We start from the raw sequence: 12,223 nt of genomic DNA on the forward strand, positions 1-12,223 counted from the left end.
GTGATCTGGGTAGGTGAGCGCGGCCCGGATTGTCCGGCGCATCACCATCCCTTATAATTTATAGGCTATTGTTATGAAAACGAAACTTGTCGCACTTGCACTGACCGTTGCTTTCTCCGCACCTGCTCTGGCTGAAGAGTGCACCGCGGAACTCGCACAGGCGAAATCCATGGAAGTAAACGCAGGTCTGCAGAAGCTGGCGGCCAAAGATCCGCAGCGCATGCAGGAAGTGGCGACCGAGATGATGGAAAAATCCGCCATGTTCGAAAACGCCGATGATCTCTCCGAAGTGTGCGAATACTACGATGGTCTGCTGGAAGAAATGAACTCCTAAGCTACCACGATATGCCTGCGGAGTTTGTTTCCGCAGGCACCCCCGCAGAAATGCGGATGTATTTGCGTCGCCACTGATTGACGCTCCCGCGTGCCGCACGCATGCAGGCACTTCCGATACCGCAGGCTGTTGTCCTCATGACACCATGCCATGTTCGGCCAAATGCTCTTTCCGCCAAAACCTGTTTCCTTAGCACCGGGCCACCGGGGAGATCCCTGTGCCGGTTGCTTGCTCGCTGATTGACAGGCTGTGCCAAACCTGTTTTATTTTATTTGCCGAAATAAATATGCATACGACCCTGATGGGCGTGTGCATCTGGCGATTGGGAGGACATCGAATGTTTCTGGGTCTTGACGTGGGGACGTCGGGGCTGCGCGCGTTGCTGGCCGATGAGGGTGGCAATGTCATTGGCGTGGCTGATGCAGCTTATGGGGTCTCGCACCCACGTACGGGATGGAGCGAACAGGACCCGCAGGACTGGATCACTGCCTGCCAGACCGCGATTGCGGCGTTGCGTAGGGACCACCCGACCGAGCTGGCTTCCCTGCGCGGCATTGGTCTCAGCGGCCACATGCACGGGGCCACGCTGCTGGATGCGGCGGGCAAGGTTCTGCGCCCCTGTATCTTGTGGAACGACACGCGATCGGCTGCCGAGGCGGCCCAGCTGGATGGAACAGAAGGCGTGCGGGATCTGTCGGGCAATATCGTGTTTCCCGGCTTCACCGCGCCAAAACTGGCCTGGGTCAAAGCGCATGAGCCGGAGATTTTTTCTCAGGTCGCCAAGGTGCTGCTCCCTAAGGATTATCTGCGCTATTGGCTGACCGGCACATATGTCTCTGACATGTCAGACAGCGCCGGGACGTCATGGCTCGATGTGGGCGCGCGAGATTGGTCGGACCAGTTGCTGGAGGTGTCCGGCATGCGCCGTGATCAGATGCCCGAACTGGTCGAAGGCTCTGCCGCCAGTGGCGATCTGCGTGACGCGCTTCGCGATGAATGGGGCATCGACGGCCCGGTGGTTGTCGCCGGAGGTGGTGGCGACAACGCGGTTGCCGCCTGCGGGGCCGGGTGCTTCCGTGAAGGTGAGGGCTTTGTGAGCCTTGGTACCTCCGGCGTGCTCCTGGCCGCCAAATCTGCTTATAAACCTGACCCGGCCTCGGCTGTGCATACCTTCTGCCACGCGGTGCCGGATACGTGGTATCAGATGGGGGTGATCCTTGCGGCGACGGACTGTCTCAATTGGCTGTCGCGCACGCTTGGGCAGACCCCGGCGACGCTGGCGGGACTGCTGCCGAACCAGATCTCCGGCCCCTCTTCGGTGACGTTCTTGCCCTATCTCTCTGGCGAGCGTACGCCGCATAACGATGCCAGCATCCGCGCCACGCTTGCAGGGCTTGATATTGGCGATGGCCCGGCAGAGCTGACACAGGCGGTGATGGAGGGCGTGGCCTTTGCGCTGCGTGATTGCCTTGAGGCGTTGAAAGGCACCGATACCAACCTCACGCGCCTGCTCGCAGTGGGGGGCGGCACCCGCTCGCCCTATTGGGTGGAGACCCTCGCCACCGTTCTTGGCGTGTCCCTCGACATTCCCGACAAGGGCGAGTTTGGCGCGGCATTGGGCGCCGCCCGACTGGCGATGACAGCCACCGGCGCGGACATTTCCGCTGTGATGACTGCACCGCCCATCGCCCACACCATTGATCCACGCAGCGATCTGACCGAGGCCTATGACGCCTCATACGCCCGGTATCGCGCGCTCTATCCCAACATGAAGGCACTGATGACATGACCACCGGCTTCTTTGGCGACGTTTCCAAAATCCAATATGAAGGCGCAGACAGCACCAACCCGCTGGCCTTCCGCCACTACAACCCCGACGAGATGATCCTCGGCAAACGGATGGAAGAGCATCTGCGCTTTGCCACCTGCTACTGGCACAACTTTGTGTGGCCGGGCGGCGATCCTTTTGGTGGCCAGACCTTTGACCGCCCATGGTTCAAGGACACGATGGAGGCGGCCAAGCTCAAGGCCGATGTGGCGTTTGAGATGTTCACCCTGTTGCAGTCGCCCTACTACTGTTTCCACGACGCGGATGTGCGGCCGGAGGGGGCGAATTTTGCGGAAAACACCCGCAACCTGAATGAGATCGTCGAGTATTTCGCGCAAAAGCAGGAAGAAACCGGCGTCAAATTGCTCTGGGGCACCGCCAACCTGTTTTCCAACGCGCGGTTTATGTCGGGGGCGTCGACCAACCCGGACCCGGATGTCTTTGCCTTCTCGGCAGCGACCATCAAGACCTGCATGGATGCAACACATCGTCTCGGCGGCGAGAACTACGTGCTCTGGGGCGGTCGTGAGGGCTATGAAACCCTGCTGAACACCGATCTTGCGCAAGAAGACCAGCAGATGGGCCGCATGCTCAACATGGTGGTCGAGTACAAGCACAAGATCGGCTTCAAGGGCGCGATCCTTGTGGAGCCGAAACCGCAGGAGCCCTCCAAGCACCAATACGATTATGATGCGGCGACGGTCTATGGCTTCCTCAAGCGTCACGGATTGGAAAACGAGGTCAAACTGAACCTCGAGCAGGGTCACGCGATCCTTGCGGGCCATTCGTTTGAACATGAGATCGCCACCGCGCAGGCGCTGGGCATCTTTGGGTCCATCGACATGAACCGCAACGATTACCAGTCCGGCTGGGACACCGACCAGTTCCCGAACACCACCCCTGAGGTGGCGCTGGCCTATTACCACATCCTGAAACACGGAGGGTTCAGCACCGGCGGCACCAACTTCGATGCCAAACTGCGCCGCCAGTCCATCGACCCCGAAGATCTGTTGATGGCGCACATCGGTGGCATGGATGTTTGCGCTCGTGGTTTTAAGGCCGCTGTCGCGATGGTCGAGGATGGCACATTGGATCAGTTCGTCACCGACCGCTACGCTGGTTGGCAGGGCGCGAGCGCGCAGGATATGCTGAACGGAAAGCTGTCCCTCGAGAGCATAGCGGAAAAGGTTGAGGCCGAGGATATAAACCCCGGGCCGCGGTCCGGCCGCCAGGAGTATCTGGAGAATGTCGTCAATCGGTTCGTTTGAATGAGTATGGCGCAGATCGTCAATCACGGCCTTCACCAAGGTCATATACTGAAGGAGGTCTGTCTTCGAAGTGACAGGCTCAGCCTCAGTCTGTTGAACTTCGGTGCGGTGACGCGCGATCTGCGCCTGCATGACCAAGGCGAAGACCGATCTCTTGTGCTCGGCTTTCGCAACCCTGCGGACTATTTGACCAATCCCGGATACATGGGGGTGATCGCGGGACGCGTCGCGGGCCGGATCAAGAATGCCCGCTTTGCGCTTGACGAGCAGATGGTGCGGTTGGCCGAAAACGAAGGAGGCAACCAGCTTCATGGTGGTCCCTCTGGGCTGTCTCATGTGCTGTGGGGGATCGAGCCGCTGACGTCTGCCAGCGCGCGTCTCACCTATCACTCACCCGAAGGGGAAAACGGCTATCCGGGTGCAGTAGATTTCACTGTCACCGTTACGCTTGACGAGTTTTCGGTAGAATACGAGATGATCGCATCCGTCAGCCAGCCAACCCCGATCAGCCTTGCACAGCATAGCTACTACAATTTGTCGGGTGGTCAGCAGGCAATCTGGGATCATCGCTTGCAGGTTGATGCCACAGGCTATCTCGTGCTGGATGATACCAATGTGCCGAACGGCACAATCGCTGACCTGTCCGATACCGGTTTTGACTTTCGTCTTGGGCGCAGTTTTGGAGAGCTGGACCCCGAACGCCAGGGGTGTGATATCAACCTTGTCTTCGACACGGATCGCACACAGGCGCTCCCGGCGGCAAAGCTGACTGCGCCTGATGGCTTGCAAATGACGGTGACGACCGATCAGCCCGGCGCGCAGATTTATACAGCTGGTGGTTTGCCGACACAGCCCGAGGGGCATTCAGGGCAAATGCTGGGCCCCGCCATGGGGGTCTGCTTTGAACCGCAGGGCTTTCCAAACGCGGTAAACCAGCCAGATTTCCCGTCGGTAATCGTGTCGCCAGATGTGCCGTATGTTCAAAAGTTGCGTCTGGATTTCGGATGGATCTGAGGGCGGTTGTGATCTGTGCTGGTGTTCTGGTCGTCTCTGCGGTTCGCGCTGACGAGCGGCCAGATCTCGGCCCGCGGCCAGTCTTCCCTGCCGTCGATATGGCCGCGGTCGAGCTGGGGCAGCTGCTTTTTTATGATCCGGTTCTTTCGGGAAACCGCAATATCGCATGCTCCACATGCCATCATCCGAAATTCGGCACGGGGGATGGTGTTGCGCTTGGGCTTGGTGAGGGCGGCATTGGCCTCGGCCCGGATCGTACGCCCGACCCCCTGAATATACCCGAACAACGCATTCCGCGGAATGCGCCGGGTCTTTGGAACCTCGGTGCGCCGGAATTCACCGTGATGTTCCATGATGGTAGACTGGAAGATGATCCTGCGTTTCCCAATGGCATTCGCACTCCCTTGGGCGAGGACATGCTTTCCGGATTTGACGACGCCCTTGCGGCGCAAGCCATGTTCCCGGTGCTCTCGGCGGATGAAATGGCGGGCCACTATTCGGAGAACGATGTGGCGCAGGCGGTGCGGTTGGGGCAGCTCTCCACGCCGGGTGGGGCTTGGGACCTGATAGCGGCGCGGGTCGAGGCCATCCCGGAATACCGGACGCGTTTCGATACGGTCTTGGCAGAGGGGGAGGCGATCACCTTTGCCGATATCGCCAATGTCCTTGCCGATTTCATCCGCTTCGAATGGCGCGCGGATATGAATGCCTTTGATGCGTATATGTTGCAGCAGGGTGAACTGCTGCCCGATGCGCAGAGCGGCATGAAGCTGTTCTATGGCAAGGCGGCCTGCAGTCAGTGCCATTCCGGCTGGTTGCAGACAGATCACGATTTTCACGCTCTTGCAGTGCCTCAGTTGGGGCCGGGCAAGGCCGCACGTTTCGAAGCCCACAACCGTGATGAGGGGCGTTTGCGGGTGACCGGCGCAGCGGAGGATGCTTATGCCTTTCGCACGCCGTCGTTGCGCAATGTCAGCCTGACAGCGCCTTATGGACATTCCGGTGCGTTTGCGACGCTGGAGGCGATGGTTGAGCATCACCTGTCGCCCGAGGCCTCGCTGGAGAGTTTCGATATTGCGTCCGTTGTCTTGCCGCCGTTGGAGGGCAAGGACGACTGGGGCGTTCATCGCGCAGCGGCAGAGCGCGAGGCAGTACTTCGGGCGGTGGATCTGACGCCACAGCCGCTGTCTCCAGCTGAAGTGGACGATATCGTGGCGTTCCTGCGAGCGCTTACAGATGAGGACGCTGCAAAAGGTCGGCTGGGCGTCCCGGAGAGTGTGCCCAGTGGCTTGCCTGTGGACCGTTAGGGGCGCTTGTCTTGCGGAGACAGAGTAATGTGCTGATTGGCGTGAAACGCCTGCCAGTCGCTCAGCGCACCATCCGGCCAAGTGACACGCAGATCAACGATGTTGGCCTGGCCAAGGCCGAAGTGTAGATCCCCCAAATCCCCGCCCGCATGCCCGCCGCCAACAGTGATCTCGCGCGTGAGGGTCCGGTCTTGGGTTTTGACTTCGACAAACGCACCAATGGCGTCTGGGTTGGGGGCGCCTGCCCGCAGGCGTAGCAGCAGCCAGTTGCCGTCCAGATCGCTGGTATTTTCCCACACTTCCATCTGGGCGCGGCGATTGACGACTGCGATGTCCAGCAACCCGTCACGGTTCAGGTCCACCAGAGCGCCGCCACGACCGCGATGCAGGCTGGCAACTCCGGCTGTGTCACCGACTTCTGAAAACGTACCGTCCATATTCTGCAGCATCAAGTTATTGGGATCTTTCTGCGCGGCGTCGGGCATCTGCTCGACATTGCCTTTGGTCACAAAAATATCGTCACGCCCATCATTGTTCACATCGCCAAAAGCGGCGTGCCAGCCGGTTGACGGGCGCCCATCTCCGCCAGTGTAGGGCCGATGGGCGGTGGTGCCGAAGCCGTAGGTCACGTCTTCCCAAACCGGACCCTTCGCTTTGGCGTCACGCAGCTGAAATTTCTGATCCCCCATCGAGGTCAGGTAGACATCCTGAAACCCGTCACCGTTTATGTCACGCGAGGCGATGCCCATGCCCCATAGAGCATAAGGCCTCCAGCCTTCGTCGGTCGTGTACAGCCGCGGCGTGTTTTCCATTGCCCACATCTGTTCTTGCCCACCGCGCACGTAATAGTGCCGGTCATTGGACAGGCGCAGATCTGCGTGACCGGTTCGGTTCCAGTCGCTGAACAGGACCGACAACGCGCAGTAACCCGGAGCTAGGGATTGCGTAGCTTGGTATGTTTCGCCGTCCGGGCGATACAGAAGGGTGTCGTCGCAGGTGCCAAACGGACCGTTAGGGTCCTGTCGGTCCACGTAGGTGCCAAAGGCGAGCGTGGGCAGAGTATTGTCGCCCTCCCAGGTTGCGGAGAAGCCAGTGGTCCAGTGATCATCACTCACGAAACCGAGGTGATCGAAGGGCTGGAACTGGCATTCGCCGGAGCCTTGCATCAGGAGGTCCGGTCCCGCCCGCAGGATCGCAAGGTCGGTCCACCCGTCACCGTCAATATCTAGCGGGTAGGCTCCGGTGACGCCGGTCAGGGAGAGGGACGCCGGTGTTTCGGCAGCAAAAGCCACGGACGCGCCATTGGCGGGGGTGGTGTTCTGAAACAGTTGCGCTGTGTTTTCGCCGCCGGCAGCGTAAAGTTCTGGCAGGCCATCGCCGTTGCAGTCAAAAACCGCAAGGCCGCCCCCAACATAGTGCTCCCAGCCGCCGCCATATATGTGTTCGCTCATCTCGACCGGCGTGAAGCTTGGGGGCTGCGTATCGGCATTCGCCGCATGGGTACATATGATCGCAGTTAGGGCAATCCAGCTACGCGGCAGCATTGGCAAGCTCCTTCACGGTGCGCGCCGTGACTTCTTCGATTCCATAGGCCGCGGCGCCCTTGGCCCACATCAGATCGCCCCAGTCATGCACGATGACCTCGGGCAAGGGCGCATCGACCTGCACCACCCATTGGCGCATCTCACCGATCACTTTGCCGGAATAAAGGTGGTCAAAGGACAGTCGCGCACCGGCAAGAATGATCTTTGTAGGGTCGAAGATATTGACAACATTCGCCAATCCCATTGCGAACATGCGCCGTGCCCTGTCGAGGATGGACAGCGCCATGGAGTCGCCCTTCTCTGCGGCCTGAAAAAGCGAGGCCAAGGTGCGGTGTCGTTCGCTGCCGCTGGAGATATTGGCCTCTCGCAACAATGCGTAGTCGCCCACATAGGCCTCCAGACAGCCGCGCTGGCCGCATTGGCATAAAGCGCCTTCCAGGTGGACCTTCGTATGACCAAACTCCGCGCCGCATCCACGTGTGCCGCGATAGATCTTCCCGTCGATTACGATGCCCATGCCGACGCCATGCTCGATGGTGATGACGATGAAGTTGTCGCAGGTGCGCCCTTCACCGAACAGATGTTCGGCCTTGGCCACAAGGTTTGCGTCGTTGTCGAGGAAGACCGGGCAGGGCAGCTCTCTGGCGATCGCCTCACCAAAGGGTACATTGCGCTCCTCCAGCGAGGAGGACCAATATATGAAGCTGCGCTCCGCATCGATCATGCCTGCAAGACCAAGCCCAACGCCAGACAGATCGTCAATCGTGAAGCCGCCCTTTTGACACGTCAGCTCCAGCGCACGGCGGATTTGCGAACATAGGACGGGCACCGGCATGCGGCCCTGTGCAAGCGGCATCTCATGGCTCGCCAGTTCCTCGCCCACAAAGTCTGTAATCACGGTGGAAATCACATGGTGAGACACCTTGAGGCCGGCAATCAGATGCGCGCCGCCGCGGATTTTCAGCGCGACGCGTGGGCGTCCGCGACGGGCTTCGGACGAGCTCTCGGGGGCAACCTCTTCGATCAGGCCTGCAGCCAGAAGCTCTGCGGTGATCGCTGTAACCGTAGCAGGACTTACGCCCGTGGCCTTGGCAATGTCGATGCGGGCAATGCTCTCGGCCGCACGGATCACATCCAGTATCTGCTGACGCCCGCTTTCGCGCTGATCGCCGCTTGGCGACAGCCGTCCTGATCGTGCCAAATCGATGCTCCTCCACTACCCGCCCGGCCCAGACGCGCTAGGGTATGACACTCTGGGCAGGTTCCGGCAATCTCTCCCTTCGAGAGAGGATACATGATTTAATTTGAAACTCAAAAAAAATATTGCTACACATGAATCACCGTGCAGGTCAGCAAACGAATGGGCCGCACGCCAAGGGAGGAAAATATGAAATTCTTGAACGGACTTTCCGTTATCGCACTGAGTGCATTTGCAGCATCCTCGGCCTTTGCCGCGGATCTGACCGTCGGCGTAAGCTGGTCGAACTTTCAGGAAGAACGCTGGAAAACCGACGAAGCAGCCATCGTGGGCGCATTGGACGAAGCCGGGGCTGAGTATATCTCTGCCGACGCGCAATCCTCCTCTGCTAAGCAGCTTTCTGACATCGAAAGCCTGATCGCACAGGGCGTGGATGCGCTGATCATCCTCGCGCAGGACGCGCAAGCAATCGGTCCGGCGGTTCAAGCCGCAGCGGATGAAGGCATTCCGGTGGTCGCCTATGACCGCCTGATCGAAGACAATCGCGCCTTCTACCTGACCTTTGACAATGTCGAAGTAGGTCGCATGCAGGCGCGTGCCGTGTTCGAAGCGATGCCCAAGGGCAACTACGTGATGATCAAAGGCTCTCCCACCGACCCCAACGCAGATTTCCTGCGTGGCGGTCAACAGGAGGTCATCCAGGCCGCAGTCGACTCTGGTGACATCAATATCGTCGCGGAGGCCTACACTGATGGTTGGCTGCCCGCGAACGCGCAGCGCAACATGGAGCAGATCCTGACCGCGAACGACAACAACGTCGACGCGGTTGTGGCCTCCAATGACGGGACCGCTGGTGGTGTTGTCGCCGCGCTGACCGCGCAGGGCATGGAAGGCATCCCGGTCTCCGGCCAGGATGGCGACCACGCCGCACTGAACCGTGTCGCCAAGGGCACCCAGACCGTTTCCGTCTGGAAAGACGCCCGTGACCTCGGCGCGGCAGCGGGCGAGATCGCGGTGGCCATGGCAAGCGGCACCGCGATGGAAGAGATCGACGGCGCGACCTCCTGGACCTCTCCGGCGGGCACCACCATGACCGCGAAGTTCCTGGCGCCGATGCCGGTGACCCAGGACAACCTCTCCGCCGTCGTGGACGCGGGCTGGATCACCCAGGAAGCGCTCTGCCAAGGTGTCGAAAGCGGCCCGGCACCCTGTAACTGATCTTCGTATCACCACAACCGGGCGCTCCGGCATCTTCCGGAGCGCCTATCCCACCTCATAAAATCGCTGATTACTGGAGCCGGATATGACCGACACCACGTCTCAGCCAATCACCCCCCAAACCAAACGCAATATCTTCCAGCAGCTTGAGCTGGATGTGCGGCTATTGGGTATGATTGGTGCCTTCATCATTCTTTGCATCGGGTTCAACCTGGTGACCGATGGGCGCTTCCTGACGCCGCGCAACATCTTCAATCTGACGATCCAGACTGTTTCCGTGGCGATCATGGCTTCGGGCATGGTGTTCGTGATCGTCACCCGCCACATCGACCTCAGTGTCGGGGCCTTGCTGGCCACCTGCTCGGCGGTGATGGCAATGACCCAGACCGAATTTGTGCCGCATGTTCTAGGACTTGGCCTCAACCACCCGATCACATGGGTCGTTGCTGTTCTGGTTGGTCTGGTGACCGGCACACTGATCGGGGCGTTTCATGGCTGGATGGTCGGCTACCTTACAATCCCTGCCTTCATCGTTACGCTGGGCGGGTTCTTGGTCTGGCGCAACGTGGCTTGGTACCTGACCGACGGCCAGACGATCGGCCCGTTGGATTCCACCTTCATGATGTTCGGGGGCATCAATGGCACGCTCGGGGTCTCGCTCAGCTGGATCCTCGGCATCGTGGCGACCGTGCTTGCACTATTGACCCTCTGGAACAGCCGTCGCGCCAAGCTCGCGCATGAATTCCCGGTAAAACCTCTCTGGGCCGAGGCGGTTATGGCTGTCATCGTTTCCGGCGCGATCCTCGGGTTTGTCGGCATCCTCAACGCTTACGAAATCCCCAGCCGCCGTTTGGCGCGCCTGTTCGAAGCCCGCGGCGAGGTCATGCCCGAAGGTCTGACCATGGGCTACGGCCTGCCGATTTCGGTGCTGATCCTGATTGCGGTCGCGGTGGTCATGACCATAGTTGCCCGCCGCACCCGGCTGGGCCGCTACATCTTTGCCACGGGCGGCAACCCTGACGCTGCAGAGCTGTCGGGCATCAACACCCGCCTGCTGACAGTGAAGATCTTTGCCATCATGGGCTTTCTCTGCGCCCTGTCTGCGGTCGTGGCTTCGGCCCGTCTCGCCAACCATTCCAACGACATTGGCACGCTCGACGAGCTGCGGGTGATTGCGGCGGCGGTCATCGGCGGCACTGCGCTGTCGGGCGGCTTTGGCACCATCTACGGCGCCATCCTCGGCGCGCTGATCATGCAGAGCCTGCAGTCCGGCATGGCCATGGTCGGTGTCGACGCGCCGTTCCAGAATATCGTCGTCGGCTCCGTGCTGGTCGCAGCCGTCTTCATCGACATCGTCTATCGCAAACGCGTGGGGGCCAAGTAATGACCACTCCCAAAGAACTCCGCGCCCAAGGCGCAACTCCGATGGTGGAGATGAACAATATCTCCATCTCTTTCGGCGGCATCAAGGCGGTGGACGACGTCTCGGTCGATCTGCATCCCGGCGAGGTCGTTGGCCTGCTTGGCCACAACGGCGCCGGCAAGTCGACGCTTATCAAGGTGCTATCAGGCGCCTACAAGATGGACAGCGGCGAGATCCGCATCAACGGCAACAAGGTGGAGATCACCAACCCCCGTGATGCCCGCAGCCACAACATCGAGACGATCTATCAGACATTGGCGCTGGCGGATAATCTCGATGCGGCCTCCAACCTGTTTCTGGGGCGCGAGATCGTCACCGCAACGGGTCTGGTGAACGATGCTGCGATGGAGGCCGAGTGCCGCAAGATCATGGGCCGCCTGAACCCGAATTTTCGCAAGTTCAACGAACCGGTCTCGGCGCTTTCGGGTGGGCAGCGGCAATCGGTGGCGATCGCCCGCGCTGTTTATTTTAACGCCAAGATCCTGATCATGGACGAGCCTACTGCGGCGCTAGGACCGCATGAAACGCAGATGGTGGCGGAGCTGATCCAGCAGCTGAAGGCACAGGGCATCGCGATTTTCCTGATCGATCATGATGTACACGCGGTGATGGAGCTGTGTGACCGGGCGTCGGTGATGAAGAACGGTCAACTGGTCGGCACCGTGGACATCGATGATGTGACCGATGACGATCTTTTGTCGATGATCATTCTGGGTAAAAAACCAGGCCAAGATACGGCATAGCCCAGAAGACGGCATAGCTCAGAAGGCAGTCCGGATCAAAATCTGGGCTGCCTGTCATAGGCGCCGTCCGCGGGAACCGATCCAACGCTCTGATCGAGTGGGATTTGATCGCGTAGCTCGGCAGCATCGGCGCGTCACCCACATTGCTGGTCGTGACCTCCACCGCTCGCACTGCCAGCGATTCTTCGTCAATTCCTATGTGTATATTTTGCCAGATGCGGCGCTTGTCGGCCGCGTTTGCGGGTCGGTGGGGTAATCCCCCCATTTTCACTGGGGTCGACGTAGAATTTTCTCGTCTGTTTTCAGCTTCATAGCGGGGTTCACTCTACCGATGGCCATGTTTGGT

Annotated in this window: 10 protein-coding genes and 1 pseudogene; 8 read left to right on the forward strand and 3 right to left on the reverse strand. The window is 60.0% G+C overall.

Translation table 11 applies throughout. From position 1 onward, the window contains the following. Nucleotides 1-73 precede the first annotated feature (73 nt). The 5 genes from R0J92_RS18720 to R0J92_RS18740 all read left to right on the forward strand — a co-directional run bounded on the left by R0J92_RS18720 (nt 74) and on the right by R0J92_RS18740 (nt 5,751). Nucleotides 74-334, forward strand: a complete 261-nt coding sequence (locus R0J92_RS18720) for a hypothetical protein (protein ID WP_317384773.1) — start codon at nt 74-76, stop codon at nt 332-334. Nucleotides 335-671: 337 nt separating this feature from the next. Further along, entirely contained in the window at nt 672-2,123 is a 1,452-nt protein-coding gene (xylB, locus tag R0J92_RS18725) for a xylulokinase (protein ID WP_411052708.1), read from the forward strand. Beyond that, complete coding sequence (gene xylA, locus R0J92_RS18730) at nt 2,120-3,430, forward strand: xylose isomerase (protein WP_411052709.1); 1,311 nt, start codon at nt 2,120-2,122, stop codon at nt 3,428-3,430. Before xylB ends, xylA begins: the two co-directional genes overlap by 4 nt. A gap of 6 nt (nt 3,431-3,436) precedes the next feature. After that, a complete protein-coding gene (locus R0J92_RS18735) occupies nt 3,437-4,444 on the forward strand; it encodes an aldose epimerase family protein (RefSeq protein WP_411052710.1) in 1,008 nt (335 codons plus the stop codon). Further along, nucleotides 4,435-5,751, forward strand: a complete 1,317-nt coding sequence (locus R0J92_RS18740) for a cytochrome-c peroxidase (RefSeq protein WP_411052711.1) — start codon at nt 4,435-4,437, stop codon at nt 5,749-5,751. The genes R0J92_RS18735 and R0J92_RS18740 overlap by 10 nt, the downstream gene beginning before the upstream one ends. On the opposite strand, the gene R0J92_RS18745 is transcribed toward R0J92_RS18740, so the two are convergent. Beyond that, nucleotides 5,748-7,295, reverse strand: a complete 1,548-nt coding sequence (locus tag R0J92_RS18745) for a CRTAC1 family protein (protein ID WP_411052712.1) — start codon at nt 7,293-7,295, stop codon at nt 5,748-5,750. The two genes, R0J92_RS18740 and R0J92_RS18745, sit on opposite strands and share 4 nt — an antisense overlap. After that, nucleotides 7,282-8,496, reverse strand: coding sequence for an ROK family transcriptional regulator (locus R0J92_RS18750; protein WP_106162569.1), 1,215 nt, complete (start codon nt 8,494-8,496; stop codon nt 7,282-7,284). The genes R0J92_RS18745 and R0J92_RS18750 overlap by 14 nt, the downstream gene beginning before the upstream one ends. A 186-nt stretch (nt 8,497-8,682) precedes the next feature. On the opposite strand from R0J92_RS18750, the gene xylF reads away from it, so the two are divergent. The 3 genes from xylF to R0J92_RS18765 all read left to right on the forward strand — a co-directional run bounded on the left by xylF (nt 8,683) and on the right by R0J92_RS18765 (nt 11,877). Then, entirely contained in the window at nt 8,683-9,711 is a 1,029-nt protein-coding gene (gene xylF / locus R0J92_RS18755; RefSeq protein ID WP_106162570.1) for a D-xylose ABC transporter substrate-binding protein, read from the forward strand. Between the two features lie 85 nt (nt 9,712-9,796). Beyond that, nucleotides 9,797-11,095 (forward strand): sugar ABC transporter permease, encoded by a 1,299-nt coding sequence (locus tag R0J92_RS18760; protein WP_106162571.1) that lies wholly within the window; start codon nt 9,797-9,799, stop codon nt 11,093-11,095. Further along, nucleotides 11,095-11,877 (forward strand): ATP-binding cassette domain-containing protein, encoded by a 783-nt coding sequence (locus R0J92_RS18765; RefSeq protein ID WP_106162572.1) that lies wholly within the window; start codon nt 11,095-11,097, stop codon nt 11,875-11,877. Before R0J92_RS18760 ends, R0J92_RS18765 begins: the two co-directional genes overlap by 1 nt. A 53-nt stretch (nt 11,878-11,930) precedes the next feature. Here the strand turns inward: R0J92_RS18765 and R0J92_RS18770 are convergent. Beyond that, nucleotides 11,931-12,106 (reverse strand): annotated as a pseudogene (locus R0J92_RS18770) (transposase); the annotation flags it as partial. Between the last annotated feature and the right edge of the window lie 117 nt (nt 12,107-12,223).

This window comes from Tritonibacter sp. SIMBA_163 (genome assembly GCF_046535935.1).
In the GTDB taxonomy this organism is placed as follows: domain Bacteria; phylum Pseudomonadota; class Alphaproteobacteria; order Rhodobacterales; family Rhodobacteraceae; genus Epibacterium; species Epibacterium scottomollicae.

Excerpts from the sequence above, each read along its gene's own strand:
- R0J92_RS18765 (WP_106162572.1), top strand. The coding sequence starts at position 11,095 with ATGACCACTCCCAAAGAACTCCGCGCCCAAGGCGCAACTCCGATGGTG.
- xylB (WP_411052708.1), top strand. The coding sequence starts at position 672 with ATGTTTCTGGGTCTTGACGTGGGGACGTCGGGGCTGCGCGCGTTGCTG.
- R0J92_RS18735 (WP_411052710.1), top strand. The coding sequence starts at position 3,437 with ATGGCGCAGATCGTCAATCACGGCCTTCACCAAGGTCATATACTGAAG.
- xylF (WP_106162570.1), top strand. The coding sequence starts at position 8,683 with ATGAAATTCTTGAACGGACTTTCCGTTATCGCACTGAGTGCATTTGCA.
- R0J92_RS18720 (WP_317384773.1), top strand. The coding sequence starts at position 74 with ATGAAAACGAAACTTGTCGCACTTGCACTGACCGTTGCTTTCTCCGCA.
- xylA (WP_411052709.1), top strand. The coding sequence starts at position 2,120 with ATGACCACCGGCTTCTTTGGCGACGTTTCCAAAATCCAATATGAAGGC.
- R0J92_RS18760 (WP_106162571.1), top strand. The coding sequence starts at position 9,797 with ATGACCGACACCACGTCTCAGCCAATCACCCCCCAAACCAAACGCAAT.
- R0J92_RS18745 (WP_411052712.1), bottom strand. The coding sequence starts at position 7,295 with ATGCTGCCGCGTAGCTGGATTGCCCTAACTGCGATCATATGTACCCAT.
- R0J92_RS18740 (WP_411052711.1), top strand. The coding sequence starts at position 4,435 with ATGGATCTGAGGGCGGTTGTGATCTGTGCTGGTGTTCTGGTCGTCTCT.